The sequence below is a fragment of the Motilibacter aurantiacus genome, from assembly GCF_011250645.1.
In the GTDB taxonomy this organism is placed as follows: domain Bacteria; phylum Actinomycetota; class Actinomycetes; order Motilibacterales; family Motilibacteraceae; genus Motilibacter_A; species Motilibacter_A aurantiacus.
In genome coordinates, this window is sequence record NZ_JAANNO010000001.1 from 376412 (window position 1) to 394668 (window position 18257).

Genomic DNA, 18257 nt, shown 5'->3' on the forward strand with positions numbered 1-18257 from the left:
GGCACCCGCGGCTCACCCCGGGCCCGGCGCCGCGGCGCCGGCGGCACGCAGCGCCGGCGTCGGGGCGGCGAGCGTGGACACCGCCTCCGCGAGCCGCGCGCCGTGCAGCAGGGGGCCGTGGGCCGACACCACCAGCCGCGGCCGATCGTGGCCCGGCCAGCGGGCGAGCAGGTCGTCCGGGCGCGCCTGCGCGCAGGGCCAGGGGCTGGCCGCCGCGTACGCACGGAAGGCGCCGGGCCAGTCCTGGTCGGGAAGCTCGTCGGGGTCGAGCACCTGACCGGGGACCGGCGCGGCGAACGCCTCCCCGGCCCAGAGCAGGCCGGCCTGGGGGTCGGCCAGCCCGAGCGCGCCCCCGGCGGGCAGGAGCGGCACGAGCGCGCGGCCACGCACGGGCAGGGGTTGCCCGTCACCGACGGCCCGCAGCCGGCCGCCGAGCTCGGGAAGGTCGGCGAGCAGGCGCGCCGCGACGGCCGGTGCGGCGACGACGCGGGCGAGCGGGCAGGCCGGCAGCACGGCGGCCAGGCCGCCGGCGTGGTCGGGTCCGCCGTCCCCGATGACGATCCACCGCACGTCACCGGGGTCGACGACCGACCACGCCGCGTCCGGGCGCTCCTCGGCCGGGGCGTCGACCAGCACCGGCTCCGCGCCGGTGAGCACGAGCGAGCTGCGCAGCAGGAACTGCCCTCCGGGCCCGGAGTGCCAGCGCGGTACGACCCAGGTGTCGAGCGCTACGCGTACCGCGCCAGCGGGCATTGCTCCTCCAGGTGCGCTCGGCCCCGGCGAAGGGACGACGGACGGCGTGCCGGTGGTGCCGACGCAGACAGGCTGCGGCCGGGCGCTTCCGGCCCGCTTAACGCCCGCTTGTCGTCGCACCGGCGGGCGCGGCGACATGGTCGGCAACGTTTCCGCGGAATGATCGACTTTTCGCGCTTCTCGCATCCCGGGAAAGATCAGCGATATTTGTGACGAGAAAGACGAACGTCAGGTCTAGCGCAAAGGCGTCTAGATAGCTCACGCTGGAAGCGGCAGAGCCCCCGACCGGGATGGCAGATGACTTACACCTCCAGCGTCACCAGCACCCGTTCTCGCTCGTCGGACCTCTACGTCCCCCCGTGTGGCTGTCCGGACCTCGGCGCAGGCGCCGGCGACCACCCGGTGGTCTCCCGCGTCCTCTCCCTCTCCCAGCCGATCGGGCAGCGCACGTCCTGGCACGTCCGCGCCGAGTTGCTCGACGGCAACGGCGACGTCGTGCGCACGCGACAGTGCCTGAGCGCCGCGGTCGCGGCCGCGGTCAGCGGTGACGTCGTGGTCCTCCACGCCGCGAGCATCCGGACGCCGTCCGCCTCGCTGCTGACGTTCCTGCTCGACGCGGCTCGCGCCGTCCGGAGCCACGGCGCCTCGCTGCGCATCGAGCCGGTGGACTGCGCGCTCGTGGACGCGCTGCGGGCCGAGGGCCTCTACGACGACGTCGTCGGCTCCGCGCCGAGCGCGGCGGGGCCGACCGGGCTCGTCCCCCGGCCGCGATAGTCGACGCCGGTCTCCTGCTCGGACCGGTGCCACAGCGCCGCCGCGAGCGCCTCGTCGCGGGCCAGCGGCGGCAGCTCGACGCGCACCGCGGCGCCCCGCAGCTGCCCAGGCCCGCCGGGGCCGTAGTAGTCGCCGGGGCGGACGTCCGGCGCGGTCGCCGCCCGGAGCACGGGCGCGGCCCCGGCATCCGGCCCCTGCACGAGCAGGGTGGCCGCTGCCGGCGCGGTCACGAGCGAGCCCAGCCCGGGCCCGCGCCGGGTGAGCAGCCGCGTGCGCGCCCAGCCGGGATGAGCGGCGGCGACCGTCACGTCGCCGCGCAGCGCAGGCGCGCGCCGGGCCAGCTCTGCGGCGAACAACAGGTTCGCCAGCTTGGACCCGGCGTACGCGCGCCAGCCGCGGAAGGGCGCGTCCTCCTGCTCACCGAGGCCCGGTGTGCCCGCGGTCGCCGCTGCGAGGCTGGACACGACGACCACTCGGGCCGACGGGGCGGCGGCCAGCCGCGGCGCGAGCAGCCCGGTGAGCGCGAAGTGGCCGAGGTGGTTGGTGCCGACCATGAGCTCGTGCCCGTCGACGGTCCGCTGCCGGCTGCCGGCGTAGACGCCCGCGTTGCACACGAGCAGGCCCAGCGGCAGGGCGTACTCCCGCTCGCGCGCCGCGAGCGCCCGGACCGAGGCCAGGTCGGCCAGGTCGAGCAGGGTGACGGACGAGGGCGTCCGCGGCGCGACCGCACGCACCCGCTCCAGCGCGGACTCGCCGCGCTCCCGGTCGCGCACCGCCAGGGCCACGGTCGCCCCGCGCGCGGCCAGGGCGCGCGACGGCGAGGCCCAGGCCGCCCGTCGCCCCCGTCACCAGGGCCAGGCGCCCCGTGAGGTCCGGGATGCGGGAGGTCGACCAGCGCTGCGCCACGACCACGGTGTCCCACCCCGGGCGAGCGCGCACGCGGCCCGGACGGGTGAGGCGCTTCACCTCCCGGCGGCTCACTCGCGAGCGGAGCCCACCTCGACCCAGCCGAGCGACCGCTGGACCGCCCGCTTCCAGCCGGCGTACTCGCTCTCCCGGCGGTCCTCGGACCACTGCGGCTCCCAGCGCCGGTCCTCGCGCCAGTTGCCGACGAGCTCTTCGGTCGACGCCCACACCCCGGCCGCCAGCCCCGCTGCGTACGCAGCGCCGAGCGCCGTGGTCTCGGTGACGGCCGGCCGGCTGACCGGCACGCCGAGGACGTCGGCCTGGACCTGCATGCAGAGGCTGTTCGCCGTGACCCCGCCGTCGACCCGCAGCACATCAAGATCGATTCCGGAATCGATCTTCGCTGCTTCGATGACGTCCCGGCTCTGGTAGCAGATCGCCTCGAGGGTCGCCCGCGCCAGGTGTGCATTGGTGTTGTAGCGCGACAGCCCGACGATCGCCCCTCTGGCGTCGGAGCGCCAGTAGGGCGCGAAGAGCCCGGAGAAGGCCGGGACGAAGTAGACGCCGCCGTTGTCCTCGACCTGGGCCGCGAGTGCCTCGCTCTGGGCCGCGCCGGTCAGGATGCCGAGCTGGTCCCGCAACCACTGAATCGCGCTTCCCGTGACGGCGATCGACCCCTCGAGCGCGTACGCGGGCTGGTCGTCGCCGAGCTGCCAGGCCGGGGTGGTGAGCAGGCCGCTGCCGGACCGGACCAGGTCCACCCCGGTATTGAGGAGCAGGAAGTTGCCGGTGCCGTAGGTGTTCTTGGCCGTTCCCGGGCGCAGGCACCCCTGCCCCAGCGTCGCCGCCTGCTGGTCGCCGAGGGCCGCGGTGAGCGGCACCCCGCGCAGCGGCCCGACGGCCTCGCCGTAGCCGGCCGCGTCCGAGGAGGGGCGGATCTCCGGCAGCATCCGCCGCGGCACCCCGAAGAACGAGAGCAGCTCGTCGTCCCAGTCGAGCCGCTCCAGGCTCATCAGCATGGTGCGCGAGGCGTTCGTGACGTCGGTGACGTGGACGCCGCCCTGCGGCCCGCCGGTCAGGTTCCACAGCAGCCAGGTGTCGGTCGTGCCGAAGAGCGCGTCGCCGCGCTCGGCGTCCGCCCGCAGCCCGTCGACCTCGTCGAGCAGCCACTGCAGCTTGGCCCCGGAGAAGTACGTCGCCGGCGGCAGCCCCGCCTTGCGCCGGATCACCTCGCCCCTCCCGTCGGCCTCGAGGGCCGCCGCGATCCGGTCGGTGCGGGTGTCCTGCCAGACGATCGCGTTGGCGTACGGCCGCCCGGTCCGCCGGTCCCAGACGACCGTCGTCTCGCGCTGGTTCGCGATCCCCACCGCGGCCAGGTCCGTGGCGTCGAGCCGGGCCTGGCGCAGCGCGATGGAGACCACGGACGCGGCACGGTCGGAGATCTCCTCGGGGTCGTGCTCGACCCACCCCGGGCGCGGCAGGATCTGGGCGTGCTCGAGCTGGTGACGGGCCACCTCCCGGCCCGCGCCGTCGAACACCATGAACCGGGTGCTCGTCGTGCCGTGGTCGAGCGCACCCACCAGGTCGGCCATGCCGCCCCTCCTACCTCTCGTCCGGCACGCTACGCGGGAGGCCTGCGGTGATCACCGGACCGGGCCCGCCGAGGCCGTCTTCCGAGGCACCGCGTCCGCACGCCCCCGACCGCCACCGTGTGATCACCGCGACGCCTCTCCGGCCCGGCACGTAGCCTGAGCCATGGCGACCACGGCCCAGCGCGTACGCCTCCTGACCCTCGCCGGCGCGGTGGCGGTGCTCGCCGCCTGCACCGGCGGGGCGCCGGACGAGGGGCGCGAGGTCAGCGGGCCGTTGAACGCCCCCGCCGGCACCCCGGTCGCCACAGCCCCGCCGGGGGCCTCCGTCGCCCCCGCGCCCACCGCCCCGCCGGAGGCCCCCATCACCCCTCCCGAGGACGCCCCGCTCGCCCTGGCCGCGCACCCCAGCCGGGGCCCGATCGACGTCCCCGCGGCTGTCGCCCGCGCGGTGGTCTCCGGCACCGCCCGCGACTGGTCACGCCTGGGGCTGGCGCCCGGCCGGCTGCGCGTGGTCCGCGGCCCCGGCGTCGACGCGCCGCGGGCCGCCCGAGCGGCCAGCGACGCGGCAGCGGTCCGGCAGGCCGCCGGCGACCCGTCGGTGCTGGCGCTCGTGCCGACCAGCGCCCTCGGCCCCACGGTGCGGGCCGTGCTGGTCGGCGGGCGGTCCGCCGCTGCGGGCGCCCCGGGCATATCCGCTGAAGACCTCGGGAGAGGCGCCGTCCGACGCCGTGACGGTCACCGTGGTCGGTGACGTCATGCTGGCGCGCCGGGTGGCGACGGCCGCGGGGGACGACCCCGCCGCGCCGCTGCGGCCGCTCGCCGCGCGGCTGGCCGCCGCCGACCTGACGGTCGGCAACCTGGAGAGCACCCTCTCCCGGGAGGGCGCGCCGACCCAGGGCGGGGACTCCTTCGGTGCCGATCCCGCCGTGCTGGAGGGGCTCGAGCACGCCGGGTTCGACGCCTTGTCGCTGGCCAACAACCACCTGGGCGACTACGGCCCTGCCGCGTTGCGCACCACGGTCACCCGCGTCGCGCGAGCAGGGATCACGCCCTTCGGGGCCGGGGCCAACCTGGCCGTCGCGCGCAAGCCGGCGATCCTGCGGGCGGGCGGGTTGCGGTTCGGCTTCCTGGCCTTCAACGCCATCGGCGAGACACCCGCAGCCACCGCGGCCTCCCCCGGCGCCGTCCAGCTGCGGATGCCGCCCCGGACGGGGCCGCTGAACGAGGGCGACCTGGCCGCGGTGCAGGCGCAGATCCGTCAGCTGCGCGACCGCGTCGACGTGGTGGTCGTGCTGCCGCACTGGGGCGACCAGTACACGAGCCGGCCGGTCCCGGCCCAGCGCACCGTCGGCCGCGCCCTCGTCGACGCCGGCGCGGACCTCGTCGTCGGCGGGCACCCGCACGTGCTGCAGGGCGTGGAGCTGCGGCGCGGCAAGCTGATCGCCCATTCCCTGGGCAACTTCGTCTTCGACATGGACTTCTCCAGCCGGACGATGGAAGGCGCATTCCTGGAACTGTCCTTCTGGGGTGACGAGCTGAAGGCGGCCGACCTGGTGCCCTACCGCATGGACGGGCGGTTCACGCCGCGCGCGGTCGAGGGGGCCGCTGCGCGTTCGGTGCTCGCGCCTGTGTGGCCGGAGAGCGGCGCGCCGTTCAGCGCAGGCCGCTGAGCCACTCCCAGGCGATGCGGGCCGAGCGGCCGAGCTGGGCCGCCCGGACGTACCGCGTCGTGTCCGCCGCGGAGTGGTAGCCAGCCCACGAGGTGCTCCCCAGCCGCCCCGCGGGGATCCCGGCCTTCTCGAAGGACCAGTGGTCCGAGGAGCGGTTCTGCCCGCAGGACGTCGTCGGCACCCCGGCCCGCTCGGCCGCCGCCAGCAGCTGACGGGCCACGACCCCGCCGGCCAGCCCGCCGTCGCACACCGGCACCACCGAGCCGACCCCCACCCGGTCCAGGGCGAGCATCGCCTGCACCGCGTCCCGCTCGGCCCCCGACATCCGGGCGACCTGCACCCGCGAGCCGTAGTGGTGCCGCGAGTCGCCCGGGCCGCGCGGCTCCTCCGCGCCGTAGACGACGAACATCACGGGCACCTGCGGGGCCACGGCTGCCGCCAGGCGCGCCAGCTCGAGCAGCACGGCGACCCCGGACGCGTTGTCCTCGGCCCCGGGCGACTGCGGCACCGTGTCGAGGTGGGCGCCGACGACCACGTGCGGCTGCTCGGGGTCGAGCCCGTCGCGGGTGGCGACGAGGTTGAACGTCTCGCCCGCGTCGACCGGGACGCCCCACGACTGCCCGGCCGGGACCGACAGCCCCTGCCGGGCGACCTGCCAGCCGTCCGTCTCGAGCCGCTCCTGGACGTACGCCGCGGCGCGCCGGAACGCCGGCCCGGTCGCCTCGCGCGGGCCGAAGCCCTGCAGGCGCTCCACCGTGCTGAGCATCGCCTCCGCGTCGAGCCGCGGCGGGGATGCCGGCGCAGGGGTGCCGGCCGGCGGCCGGCTCGCCGTACGGGTCGGCCCCAGGGGCGTCGCGAGTGGCGTCGCGCTGGGCTCCTGGCCGGCGCCCGGTGCCGAACTGCCGCCGGGCGTGCCGGTCGGCACCGACGTCGGCACCGATGTCACCGGCGAGGGCGAGGCTCCCGCCCCGGCGTTGTCCGCTCCACCGCTGCAGGCCGTGAGCGCGAGGAGCGCGAGCAGGCCTGCGGCGCACGAGCGCCGCACGGAGGGCGAGGCGGGCCGCGAGGGTAGGCAGGGCCCCGACGACGCATCCCCGTCCCGACGGGGCCCTGCCTGTCCGACGGCCCGCGCCGGCCCGGACGGGCCACCTGGCGCACAGGCCTCGGCCCTGACGGGACCCCCGTGACCGTCAGAGCGGGAAGAACTTACCCGACGAGCGGCCACCGGCACATACCTTCGCGGGAACACACATTTCCCAACGCACGAGCCGGCCGGATCGTGCAGTCAGCTGCGCGAGTGCGGCGCCACGGCGACCTCGACACGCTGGAACTCCTTGAGGTCGGAGTAGCCCGTCGTCGCCATCGCCCGGCGCAGCGCCCCGATGAAGTTCAGCGACCCGTCGGAGGTGCTCGACGGGCCGAGCAGGATCTCCTCGAGCGACCCGACCGTGCCGACGTGCTGGCGGCGCCCGCGCGGCAGCTCCTGGTGGGAGGCCTCCGAGCCCCAGTGCCAGCCCTGCCCGGGGGCCTCGGTCGCCCGCGCCAGGGGGCTGCCCATCATCACGGCGTCCGCGCCGCAGGCGATCGCCTTCGCCAGGTCGCCGCTGCGCCCGACCCCACCGTCGGCGATCACGTGGACGTAGCGGCCGCCCGACTCGTCCATGTAGTCCCGGCGAGCGGCGGCCACGTCGGCCACGGCGCTCGCCATGGGCACCGAGACACCGAGCACGGAGCGCGTGGTGTGGGCGGCGCCCCCGCCGAAGCCGACGAGCACGCCGGCCGCGCCCGTACGCATCAGGTGCAGCGCGGCCTGGTAGGTCGCGCAGCCGCCGACGACCACCGGCACGTCGAGCTCGTAGATGAACTGCTTGAGGTTCAGCGGCTCGGCCCGCCCGGACACGTGCTCGGCGGAGACGGTGGTCCCGCGGATCACGAAGATGTCCACGCCCGCGTCGACCACGGTCTTCCACAGCTGCTGCGTGCGCTGCGGGGAGAGCGAGGCCGCGACCGTGCTCCCGGACGCCCGCATCTGGGCGATGCGCTCGGCGACGAGGTCGGGCTTGATCGGCTCGGAGTAGATCTCCTGCATCCGCCGGTTCGCCTCGTCCTCGGGAAGCGCGGCGATCTGGTCGAACAGCGGCTGGGGGTCCGCGTAGCGCGTCCAGAGCCCCTCGAGGTCGAGCACGCCGAGGCCGCCGAGCCGGCCGACGGTGCAGGCGGTGTCCGGGGACATCACCGAGTCCATCGGGGCGGCCATCACCGGCATCTCGAAGCGGTACGCGTCGATCTGCCACGCGACCGAGACCTCTTCGGGGTCACGGGTCCGTCGGCTCGGCACGATGGCGATGTCGTCGAACGGGTAGCCGACCTTGCCGCGCTTGCCCCGCCCGATCTCGACCTCGGTCAACAGCTGTCCTCTTCTCCGATGGCCGGCGTCGGCAGGGCCGTCACCGTGATGTCGTGTAGTTCGGCGCCTCGACGACCATCTGGACGTCGTGGGGGTGGCTCTCGCGCAGGCCGGCGGGGGTGATGCGGATCAGCTGGCCGTGCTCCTTGAGCTCGGCCACCGTCTGCGCCCCCGCGTAGCCCATGGAGGCGCGCAGCCCGCCGATCAACTGGTGGGCGACGGCCGACAGCGGGCCACGGTAGGGCACCTGGCCCTCGATGCCCTCGGGCACCAGCTTGTCGTCGGAGAGGACGTCGTCCTGGGCGTAGCGGTCCCGGCTGTACGCCCGCCCGCCCGCCTTGCCGCGCGACTGCATCGCGCCGAGGGACCCCATGCCGCGGTAGCTCTTGAACTGCTTGCCCTGGATGAACACGATCTCGCCCGGGCTCTCGGCACAGCCGGCGAGCAGCCCGCCGAGCATCACCGTGTCCGCGCCGGCGACGAGCGCCTTGGCGATGTCCCCGGAATGCTGCAGGCCGCCGTCGCCGATGACCGGCACCCCGGCGGGGCCGGCGGCGAGGCTCGCCTCGTGGATCGCCGTGATCTGGGGTACGCCGACCCCGGCCACCACGCGGGTGGTGCAGATCGACCCCGGGCCCACACCCACCTTGACGGCGTCGGCCCCCGCGTCGACGAGGGCCTGCGCGCCGGCCCGCGTCGCGACGTTGCCGCCGACGACCTCGACCCGGAAGTTGGCCTTGCACTTGGCGACCATGTCGAGGACCGCGCGGGAGTGGCCGTGCGCGGTGTCGACGACCAGGACGTCCACGCCGGCCTCGACCAGCAGGCCCGCGCGGACGAACGCGTCGTCGCCCACGCCGACGGCCGCGCCGACGCGCAGCCGGCCGCGGTCGTCCTTGGTCGCGAACGGGTGCTGCTCGCTCTTGACGAAGTCCTTGACCGTGATGAGCCCCCGCAGCTTGCCGGTGGCGTCGACGATCGGGAGCTTCTCGATCTTGTGGCGGCGCAGCAGCTCGAGCGCCTCGTCGTGGGTCACGCCGACGGGCGCGGTGACGAGCGGCGCCTTGGTCATCACGTCGCGGACCAGCCGGGAGCGGTCGCGCTCGAAGGCCATGTCGCGGTTGGTCACGATGCCGACGAGGTGGCCCGCGGGGTCGACGACCGGCAGGCCGGAGATGCGGAACCGGTTGCAGGCCTCGTCGACCTCGACCAATGTGGCGTCCGGCCCGATCGAGACCGGCTGCGCGACCATGCCGGCCTCGCTGCGCTTGACCAGGTCGACCTGCTGGGCCTGCTCCTCGGCGGGCAGGTTGCGGTGCAGCACCCCGAGGCCGCCCTGGCGGGCCATGGCGATCGCCATCCGCGCCTCGGTCACGGTGTCCATCGCGCTGGACACGAGCGGGAGGCGGACGCTGATGTTGCGGGTGAGGCGCGAGCTGGTGTCCACCTCGGCGGGGACGACGTCCGAGGCGGCCGGGAGCAGCAGGACGTCGTCGTAGGTGAGGCCGACGGCCGCGAAGCGGGCGGGCAGGCCCAGCGTCGTCTCGTCGGGAACGGGCTGGCCCATCGCGCCTCCAAGGGAGCGGTCACCGGTCGGGGGCACGCGGCGCGGCTCTCCGCGAAGAGCCGAGGTGCCGGCGCGGCTGCCCGCAATGGTATCCGCGTGCCGGGGGCGCCCGCCCCGTGCCGGAGGTCCGGCCGCCGGGGACGCGCCCGTGGGCCGGACGCGACCGTGCCGCCATCTCCCCTGCGGATGGCGGCACGGCACGCGTCAGGTCGGGCACCCCTGGGGTGCTCAACGCCTGCGGCGCGACTAGTGGACGATCCCCTTGCGGAAGCCGAGCGCGACCGCGTGCGCGCGGTCCGCAGCGCCCAGCTTGCGGAAGAGCCGACGGGCGTGGGTCTTGACCGTGTCCTCGGACAGGTAGAGCTCGCGCCCGATCTCGGCGTTGCTCCGGCCGCGGCTCATCCCGTCGAGCACCTGCAGCTCGCGCTCGGTCAGGGACGGCAGGTCGGCGTCGACCGGCTTGCCGTTCACCGGGGCGCGCCGGCTCGCGGCGTCGCTGAGCGCGGAGGCGACGGTCGCGGCGACCTCCTCGCGGGAGGCGTCCTTGACCAGGTAGCCCCGGACGCCGGAGGCGACCGCGCGGGCCACGCCGTCGACGTCCTCGGCCATCGTCAGCATGATCACGCTGGCGGTCGGGTCGGTGGCCAGGATCCGGCGCGCGGCCTCGATACCGCCGAGCCCGGGCATGCGGACGTCGATGAGGACCAGGTCCGGACGCTCGCGGGACCAACGGGCGAGCGCCTCCTCGCCGGAGCCGGCGACCACCACACGCTCGATCCCCGGCACGGACGCGACCCCGCGCCGGAGCGCCTCACGGGCCAGCGGCGAGTCGTCGCACACCATGACGGTCGGCATCGACGTCCCTCTCTTTCGACCGGCGCCCCCGCGCAGGGGGCGCGACGAGGGGCCCCATGCCCGCCGTCAAGAGAGCTTTCGGCAGATGTCACTCGTCAGTGGAGCCCTTCGGGCCCTTCGACCTGCGAAGTCCGTCCCTCGTGCCCAGGCGCCACCGCATCCGGCCCGGCCGCGGAGGGGGCCTTCGCAGCCGGCGGGACGAGGGTCAGGCGCGCTGCGCGGTGACCGCGCCCAGCACGGCGTCGACCGCCGCGGACAGCGAGGTGACGACCTCGGCCCCCGGCGGGTACGCCCGGCCCACCCAGCCCGGCCCGCCCAGGAGAGTGACGCCCGCCGGGCGCTGGACGGGCAGGCCGGCCACCACCGAGGGGTCGGCGTGCGCCGGCAGCGAGGCCCAGACGAAGACCGCCGCCGGGCCGGTACGGCGCACCGCGTCCGAGAGGGCCCGCGGGGGCATCTGACCGCCCAGCATCCGGCTGGCCACCGACCGCTCGGCCAGCGCCGCCGACAGGGCGTGCAGCGGCAGCGAGTGCAGCTCGGAGTCGCTGCAGGCCAGCAGGACCGGCCGGCCGTTGATCGGCGTGCTCACCGACTCCGGGTACGCCCGCAGCGCGCTCATGACGACCTCGGAGAGCAGGTGCTCGACCTCGACGCCCTCACCGGTCTCCGCCCAGCGGGCCCCGATGCCGGCCAGCACCGGGGTCAGCAGCCCGTTCCAGGTCGCCACGACGCCCTTGGCCTGCAGGCTCGAGCGGATGATCTCGCGGCAGACGTGGGCGTCGAGCGCCATCGCGGCACGAGCCAGCCCGCGTGAGGCGGCACTGCCGCCGGGAATGGCGAGCACGCGGCCGCCTCCCGGGGTGGCGCGCGAGGCGGCCGCCTCGGGCAGGCCGGGCGGCGGCGTACGAAGCCGGGTGACCTCCGCCGGCAGCCGCTCCTCGGGGCCGGCGACCGGCAGGGCCGGGGGCCCGGCCGGGACGCTTCCCGCGAGCTCGGGGACGGCGTCCTCGGACGCGCGGGCGAGCGCGATCGCGGCCGCCTCTGCCGGCGGCACGCCCTCGAGGGTGAGGCGCCGCATGAGGGTGAGCCGGGCGAGGTCGGCGGCGGTGTAGCGGCGGTGCGCACCCGCGGTGTGGGAGGACGGGCCCAGGCCGTACCTCCGGTCCCAGGTGCGCAGGGTGGCCGGCGCCACGCCCAGCCGTCGGGCGACCGCGGCCACGGTCAGGGCCGGCTCAGGGGCGTTCGCCATGCGCTGCGCCCCCTCGACGTCGCCGCTCGTCGGCCTCATGGCCGAATCGTCCCCTGCGGGGTGGCTCTTCGCCACCGGAGGGGGTCGCGCCGCGCGCGGGAACTTTCTGCGATCGAGGGTTGAACCACTTCTGGCGCGGTATACGACCGATACCGACGTCAGGAAGGCCCTCCCATGGCCGAGCTCTCCCGGCTCCCCGGTCCGAACGCGGACCTGTGGGACTGGCAGTTGTCCGGGGCATGCCGCCGCACCGACCCCGACGTGTTCTTCCACCCCGACGGCGAGCGCGGCCCACGTCGCCGGGCCCGCGAGCTGGCCGCGAAGACAGTCTGTGCCTCTTGCCCGGTCATCGTCCAATGTGCGAAGCACGCACTGGCCGTCCGGGAGCCGTACGGCGTCTGGGGTGGGATGTCCGAGGACGAGCGCGAGGCGGTGTACGCCAGCGCGCGCGGGCCGGTGCCGAGCTTCCCCGACAGCAGCGCCGTCGCCTGAGTCGACGCCTGTCGCGTCGAGCCTCACGGCTGCCCCCGCAGATGCGGACGGCCGCCGCACCCGGGGGTGCGACGGCCGTCCGGTGTCCTGTCGGTGCTGTCGACGTGCTGCCAGTTCGGGGCGTGCTGCGGGTGCGGCGAGGGCTGTCGGCGCGTGTCGCCTGCCCTGTCCTGCCGCGACGGCGCCTCAGCCGCCGTACTCCCAGTGCCACGGCTCGGGCCGGCTGCCGGTCGCGTCCGCCCAGGCCGGGTGGTACCAGCCGTACGCCGTGGCGTTGAGCACCAGCCACTCGTGCTGCGGCGTGCCGAAGCTCTCCACCCCGTCGCAGAGGTCCACCGCGACGCCCCAGCCGTGGTTCGACGTGCCGGGGATGGCGGCGAGCGTGGGCTTGCGGACGTACAGGTCCTCCTGCATCGCCCGGTTGCGGTAGGAGTCGGTCACGCAGATCGGCGAGCCGAACGTTGCGGCGTACGCCTTGCTCATGGCGGTGAAGGCGGCAGCGGCGTCGGCGCGGAGCAGGTGGCCGGGCGCGCCCCAGATCGAGCAGAGCGCCGGGAGCGGGAGCTCTCCGTTGGGGTAGCCGGACACGTCCTCGCCGGTGCAGCCCACGGCGCCGGCGTCGGGCAGGACCGCCTCGCCGGCCGCGAGCGCGTTGGCGCGCTGCAGCGCGGCGGTCCGCCGCCGCTGCTCGGCGACCGAGAGCGCCTGGGACAGCTGGTCCGCGGTCCCGGTGGACAGCAGCTTGGCCTGCAGCGCGGAGACGACCGTGCGCTGCCGGGCGACCAGCTCGTCGGCCTTCGCCTTGGCCGCCTTCTCGGCGGCAGCCGTCCTCGCCGCCGTCTGCGCGGTCTCGTCGGCCTCGGCCGCGGCGGTCTTCTCGCCCTCGATCGCGTCCTGCAGCGCCGCGAGGGAGGCGGCCTGCGCGTCGGCGAGCACGTCGATGTCGGCCGCGCCGCGCAGCAGGTCGCTCGGGTCGTCCGCGCTGAGCAGCGCCCCGAGCCCCGAGCCGTGCGTCCCCAGCGGCCCGGCGCGGTACGCGTCGGCGGCGAAGCGGTTGAGCGTCGACTGGGCGCCCTCGGCCGCCTTCTGGGCGGCGGTGAGCTTCTTGCGGGCCTCGACGTCGTCGGCGCGCGCGTCGGCGGCGGTCTTCTTGGCGGCCGCGTGCGCCTCGAGGGCGCGGCGGGCCTCCTTGATCAGCTCGGCCAGCCGCGCGGTCGCCGTCTCGAGCGAGACGGTGCCGGCGTTGACCTCGGCCGCCAGCTCGGCGGCCTCCTCCGGCGAGAGCACCGGGACGGACGGCGCGGGCGTGGGGGTCGCCCCGGGGGTAGCACCCGGGTCAGCACCCGGCACAGGACTGCCCGTGGGCGTCGCGCCCGGGGTGGCGGACGTCGCCGGCGTCGCGCCGGCGGTGGGGGTCGGCTTCGGGGCCGCGCTCGCGGTCGGCTTCGCCGTGGGGGTCGGGCTGGCGGCCTGCCCGTCACCGACGTCGCCGAGCCCGCCGCCCGCGGTGGGGGCCGGAGCCGGTGTCGCGGCGGGCGCGGCGGCGGCGCCGGGCACGGTGAGCGTGAGCGTGGCCGCGACCGTCGCGGCGAGGCCGACCGCGAGCGGCAGGCGCCGCCGTGGCGACTCGTCCGCTCCGTGCCGCACTCGTCGCGCTCCCGTCATCGTCGTGCCGTCCGCCGCCCGCGTGCTACGCATCCGTCGAAAGCTCCCGACCGCTTCTCGTTCCACGACGCGGGACAACGCCCGCCAGGCTACCCGTGCTCCCTGGATCGACCAGCTCTTCACGGTACTGAAGCCGATTCTTCGCGTCCGCTCAGGAAGGCCTTCGCCCCCCGGCCGGCTCGCGTTCGCCCGCCGGACACCCGGCGGGGAAACGCAGGGCGGCCCGGGGGCGCCTCGATCGAGGCGCCCCCGGGCCGCGCCCGGTGAGGAAGGACGGTCAGTGGCTGTGGCCGTGACCGTGGCCGCCCGCAGCCGCGGGAGCCTCCTCCTCCTTCTTCTCGACGACCAGCGTCTCGGTGGTGAGGATCATGCTCGCGATCGACGCGGCGTTGGTCAGCGCGGAGCGCGTGACCTTGACCGGGTCGATGATGCCCGCCCCGATCAGGTCGCCGTACTCCCCGGTCGCGGCGTTGAGGCCGCTGCCGGGCTCCAGGGCACGGACGCGCTCGACGGCGACGTAGCCCTCCAGGCCCGCGTTCTCCGCGATCCAGCGGAGCGGCTCGACGACCGCGCGGCGCACGATCGACGCGCCGACCGCCTCGTCGCCCTCCAGCTGGAGGGTGTCGACGGCGGCGGAGGCGTGGACGAGGGCGGAGCCGCCACCGGCGACGATGCCCTCCTCGACGGCAGCGCGGGTCGCCGAGACGGCGTCCTCGATGCGGTGCTTGCGCTCCTTGAGCTCGACCTCCGTGGCCGCGCCGACGCGGATCACGCAGACGCCGCCGGCGAGCTTGGCGACCCGCTCCTGCAGCTTCTCGCGGTCCCAGTCGGAGTCGGTCGCCTCGATCTCGGCGCGCAGCTGACGGACCCGGTCGGAGACGGAGGCGGCCTCGCCGGCCCCGTCGACGATCGTCGTCTCGTCCTTGGTGACGGTCACGCGGCGGGCGCGGCCGAGCACCTCGAGGCCGACCTGGTCGAGCTTGAGCCCGACCTCGGGGGCGACGACCTGGCCGCCGGTGAGGATCGCGATGTCCTCGAGCATGGCCTTGCGACGGTCACCGAAGCCCGGGGCCTTGACCGCCACGGACGTGAACGTGCCGCGGATCTTGTTGACGACGAGCGTGGACAGCGCCTCGCCCTCGACGTCCTCGGCGATGATCAGCAGCTGCTTGCCGGCCTGGACGACCTTCTCCAGCAGCGGCAGCACCTCGGAGACGGCGCTGATCTTGCCCTGGTTGATCAGGACGTAGGCGTCCTCGAGGACAGCCTCCTGACGCTCCGCGTCGGTCACGAAGTAGGGCGAGATGTAGCCCTTGTCGAACTGCATGCCCTCGGTGAACTCGAGCTCGGTGCCGAAGGTCTGGGACTCCTCGACCGTGATGACACCGTCCTTGCCGACCTTGTCGATCGCCTCGGCGATCGTGGCGCCGATCTCGGGGCTCTGCGCGGAGACGGCCGCGACGCTCGCGACCTCCTCCTTGCCGGCGACCTCGCGGGCGACCTCGAGCAGGCGGGCGTTGACGGCCTCGACGGCCGTCCGGATGCCACGGTTCAGGCCGGAGGGGCTGGCACCGGCGGCGACGTTGCGCAGGCCCTCGCGCACGAGCGCCTGGGCGAGCACGGTCGCGGTCGTCGTGCCGTCACCGGCGACGTCGTTGGTCTTGGTCGCGACCTCCTTGGCGAGCTGGGCGCCGAGGTTCTCGTACGCGTCCTCGAGCTCGACCTCGCGGGCGATGGTCACGCCGTCGTTGGTGATCGTGGGCGCGCCCCACTTCTTGTCGATGACGACGTTGCGGCCCTTCGGGCCGAGCGTCACCTTCACCGCGTCCGCGAGCGCGTTGACGCCGCGCTCGAGCGCGCGACGCGCGTCATCCTCGAACTGCAGGAGCTTGGCGGCCATGCGGCCATCCTTTCCGTACACGTCACTGCGGAGCAGCGGGGCCGCGCCGCGGCGCCGCTGCACGAAAACGGGTCGACCCCGGCGCGAGCGCGCCACGGGGCCGGAACCGACTGCGGCGACCGAGCAGGAGTGCCCGATCGCCGCAGGGGTGGAGGAAGCCCTACTTCTCGACGATCGCGAGGATGTCGCGAGCGGAGAGGATGAGGTACTCCTCGTTGTTGTACTTGACCTCGGTGCCGCCGTACTTGCTGTAGATGACCACGTCGCCGACCTTGACGTCGAGCGGCACGCGCTTGGCGCCGTCCTCGTCGAAGCGGCCCGGGCCCACCGCGAGGACGGTGCCCTCCTGCGGCTTCTCCTTGGCGGTGTCGGGGATGACGAGGCCGGAAGCCGTCGTCTGCTCCGCCTCGAGAGCCTGGACGAGGATGCGGTCCTCGAGCGGCTTGATGGTGACCTTGGAAGCGGTCGTCGTCACGTCTGCGACCTCCCGATCGTGGAGAGACGTCCTGCACGGAACTGCACGAACTGGTCTGTGCTCGAACGCACTGCGTTGGGGCGGGCGAGTCGGCACGCCGTCGCGGGGGTCGGGCCTCGTCGCTCGTTGGCACACTCACCAGGAGAGTGCCAACACGAAGATTAGGAGGCTGCCTGGCACTCGGTCAAGGCGAGTGCCAGAAGTGCGCGGGAGGCGTGATCGGCGCGACGCCGGGGGTAGCTACGGGTGGGCCCGCCGGCCCACGGTCCGACTCGGCGAACGGGAGAGCAGCCCATGGTCCCAGCAGCGCTCGGCACGACGCTCGGGCAGGCGCACCTGCTCGCGGCCGAGCCCGAGGCCCAGACGTCCGCGAGCGACACCCGCCTCGTGCTGGCCGCCCTGGTCGGCATCGCGGTGATCGTGCTGCTGATCACGGTGGTGAAGCTGCACCCGTTCCTCTCGCTCACCCTGGGCTCGGGCGTGCTGGCCCTCGCGGCCGGCATCCCCTTCGCCGACACGTTCGCCAGCTTCACGGCCGGCCTCGGCTCGACCGTCTCCGGCGTCGGGGTGCTCATCGCCCTGGGGGCGATCATCGGCAAGCTGCTGACCGACAGCGGAGGCGCCGACGAGATCGTCGACACGATCCTCGCGCGGACGTCCGCGGCCCGGCTGCCGTGGGCCATGGCGCTCATCGCGTTCGTCATCGGGATCCCGCTCTTCTTCGAGGTCGGGGTCGTCCTCATCATCCCGGTGGTCATGCTGGTCGCCCGGCGGGCGCAGCAGTCCTTGATCCGGGTGGGGATGCCGGCCATCGCCGGGCTCTCGGTGCTGCACGGGCTCGTCCCTCCCCACCCCGGCCCGCTGATCGCGGTGGACGCCCTGGACGCGAACCTCGGCCTGACGCTGGGCCTGGGCCTGCTCGTCGCGGTGCCCACGCTGATCGTGTCCGGGCCGTTGCTGGTGCCGGTCATGGAGCGCTGGGTGCAGCTGCCGCCTCCGCCCGCCCTGGCGACGGCGGGAGCAGCGGGCGCGCAGGCCGGCCGCCGGCGGGAGACCACGCTGGCCCGAGGCGGGCGCGGTGACGACGACCTCGTCACCCCGCGCGACATCTCCGGCGAGCGCGCCGCGGGCGCCGGCGCAGTCAGCGCCGAGGAAGCGGCCGAGCCGGCCAGCGGTCGCCGGCCCGGGTTCGGCACCACCCTGTTCACGATCCTGCTCCCGGTCGTGCTCATGCTCGGCCGCACGCTCGCCGAGTCCGTCCTCGACGAGGGCACCCGGCTGCGCACCACGCTCGAGTTCATCGGCAGCCCGCTCGTGGCCCTGCTCGCCACCGCGCTCGTGGCGCTCGTGACCCTCGGGGTGTCGGTCGGGAGCGACCGCTCGACGCTCTCGCGCGCGGTCGACTCCTCCTTCACGGGCATCGCGAGCATCCTGCTGATCGTCGGCGCCGGCGGGGGCTTCAAGCAGACCCTCGTCGACTCCGGCGTCGCCGACGTGGTGGCCAAGGCCGCCGAGGACACGTCGCTCTCGCCGCTCGTCACCGGCTGGCTCATCGCGGTGCTCATCCGGCTCGCGACGGGCTCAGCCACCGTCGCGACGATCACGGCGGCCGGCATCGTCGCCCCGCTGGCGGCCGACCTCAGCGACACCCACGCGGCACTGCTGGCCCTCGCCGTGGGCGCCGGCTCGCTCTTCCTGTCCCACGTCAACGACGCCGGCTTCTGGCTCATCAAGGAGTACTTCGGCATGACGGTGGGCCAGACGTTCAAGACGTGGTCGTTCCTCGAGTGCGTGATCTCGACGGTGGCGCTGGTGGTCATCCTGCTGCTGAGCCTGGTGGTCTAGCGCCGACGAATTCGATGGGACACCTATCCCAATTCACCCGCGCTGTGGTGTGATCTTGTCGCGACGCGCGCGACGCCGTCGCCACCCGTGCACCATCCACCGTCGAA

General features: G+C 74.9%; 16 protein-coding genes. 5 read left to right on the plus strand and 11 right to left on the minus strand.

Features of this window, described 5'->3' with window-relative positions:
* Positions 1–12: 12 nt before the first annotated feature.
* A complete protein-coding gene (locus G9H72_RS01725) occupies positions 13–753 on the minus strand; it encodes an MBL fold metallo-hydrolase (protein ID WP_166166496.1) in 741 nt (246 codons plus the stop codon).
* 297 nt (positions 754–1050) lie between these two features.
* Here G9H72_RS01725 and G9H72_RS01730 point away from each other — a divergent pair, with 297 nt between their 5' ends.
* A complete protein-coding gene (locus G9H72_RS01730) occupies positions 1051–1527 on the plus strand; it encodes a hypothetical protein (RefSeq protein WP_166166498.1) in 477 nt (158 codons plus the stop codon).
* On the opposite strand, the gene G9H72_RS01735 is transcribed toward G9H72_RS01730, so the two are convergent.
* Positions 1458–2312, minus strand: a complete 855-nt coding sequence (locus tag G9H72_RS01735; RefSeq protein ID WP_407939522.1) for an SDR family NAD(P)-dependent oxidoreductase — start codon at positions 2310–2312, stop codon at positions 1458–1460. The genes G9H72_RS01730 and G9H72_RS01735 overlap by 70 nt on opposite strands.
* Positions 2313–2504: 192 nt before the next feature.
* Positions 2505–4025: a glycerol kinase GlpK gene (glpK, locus tag G9H72_RS01740; RefSeq protein WP_166166500.1), complete on the minus strand. Its 1521-nt coding sequence runs from the start codon at positions 4023–4025 to the stop codon at positions 2505–2507.
* Positions 4026–4188: 163 nt separating this feature from the next.
* On the opposite strand from glpK, the gene G9H72_RS01745 reads away from it, so the two are divergent.
* Positions 4189–4776: a hypothetical protein gene (locus G9H72_RS01745; protein ID WP_166166502.1), complete on the plus strand. Its 588-nt coding sequence runs from the start codon at positions 4189–4191 to the stop codon at positions 4774–4776.
* Entirely contained in the window at positions 4754–5695 is a 942-nt protein-coding gene (locus G9H72_RS01750; RefSeq protein ID WP_166166504.1) for a CapA family protein, read from the plus strand. The genes G9H72_RS01745 and G9H72_RS01750 overlap by 23 nt, the downstream gene beginning before the upstream one ends.
* On the opposite strand, the gene G9H72_RS01755 is transcribed toward G9H72_RS01750, so the two are convergent.
* From G9H72_RS01755 to G9H72_RS01775, 5 genes are all read right to left on the minus strand, one after another.
* Positions 5679–6461: a M28 family metallopeptidase gene (locus G9H72_RS01755; RefSeq protein ID WP_166166506.1), complete on the minus strand. Its 783-nt coding sequence runs from the start codon at positions 6459–6461 to the stop codon at positions 5679–5681. The two genes, G9H72_RS01750 and G9H72_RS01755, sit on opposite strands and share 17 nt — an antisense overlap.
* Before the next feature lie 519 nt (positions 6462–6980).
* Positions 6981–8102 carry a GuaB3 family IMP dehydrogenase-related protein gene (locus tag G9H72_RS01760; protein ID WP_166166508.1) on the minus strand — a complete coding sequence of 374 codons (1122 nt, stop codon included), beginning with the start codon at positions 8100–8102 and terminating at the stop codon, positions 6981–6983.
* A gap of 40 nt (positions 8103–8142) precedes the next feature.
* The gene (guaB, locus tag G9H72_RS01765) at positions 8143–9669 is read right to left on the minus strand and encodes an IMP dehydrogenase (protein WP_166166510.1); all 1527 of its coding nucleotides are present in this window, start codon (positions 9667–9669) and stop codon (positions 8143–8145) included.
* Between the two features lie 246 nt (positions 9670–9915).
* Positions 9916–10524 carry a response regulator transcription factor gene (locus G9H72_RS01770; protein WP_166166512.1) on the minus strand — a complete coding sequence of 203 codons (609 nt, stop codon included), beginning with the start codon at positions 10522–10524 and terminating at the stop codon, positions 9916–9918.
* 205 nt (positions 10525–10729) lie between these two features.
* Positions 10730–11812, minus strand: a complete 1083-nt coding sequence (locus G9H72_RS01775; protein WP_166166514.1) for a MerR family transcriptional regulator — start codon at positions 11810–11812, stop codon at positions 10730–10732.
* A 135-nt stretch (positions 11813–11947) separates the two neighbouring features.
* On the opposite strand from G9H72_RS01775, the gene G9H72_RS01780 reads away from it, so the two are divergent.
* Complete coding sequence (locus tag G9H72_RS01780; RefSeq protein WP_166166516.1) at positions 11948–12265, plus strand: WhiB family transcriptional regulator; 318 nt, start codon at positions 11948–11950, stop codon at positions 12263–12265.
* 186 nt (positions 12266–12451) lie between these two features.
* Here G9H72_RS01780 and G9H72_RS20865 read toward each other — a convergent pair whose 3' ends face one another.
* The 3 genes from G9H72_RS20865 to groES all read right to left on the minus strand — a co-directional run bounded on the left by G9H72_RS20865 (position 12452) and on the right by groES (position 16305).
* A complete protein-coding gene (locus G9H72_RS20865; RefSeq protein WP_196790624.1) occupies positions 12452–13963 on the minus strand; it encodes a D-alanyl-D-alanine carboxypeptidase family protein in 1512 nt (503 codons plus the stop codon).
* 244 nt (positions 13964–14207) lie between these two features.
* The gene (gene groL / locus G9H72_RS01790) at positions 14208–15830 is read right to left on the minus strand and encodes a chaperonin GroEL (protein ID WP_166166518.1); all 1623 of its coding nucleotides are present in this window, start codon (positions 15828–15830) and stop codon (positions 14208–14210) included.
* Positions 15831–15990: 160 nt separating this feature from the next.
* On the minus strand, positions 15991–16305 hold the full coding sequence (gene groES, locus G9H72_RS01795) for a co-chaperone GroES (RefSeq protein ID WP_166166520.1): 315 nt from the start codon (positions 16303–16305) through the stop codon (positions 15991–15993).
* 294 nt (positions 16306–16599) lie between these two features.
* On the opposite strand from groES, the gene G9H72_RS01800 reads away from it, so the two are divergent.
* On the plus strand, positions 16600–18150 hold the full coding sequence (locus G9H72_RS01800; protein ID WP_166166522.1) for a GntP family permease: 1551 nt from the start codon (positions 16600–16602) through the stop codon (positions 18148–18150).
* Positions 18151–18257 lie beyond the last annotated feature (107 nt).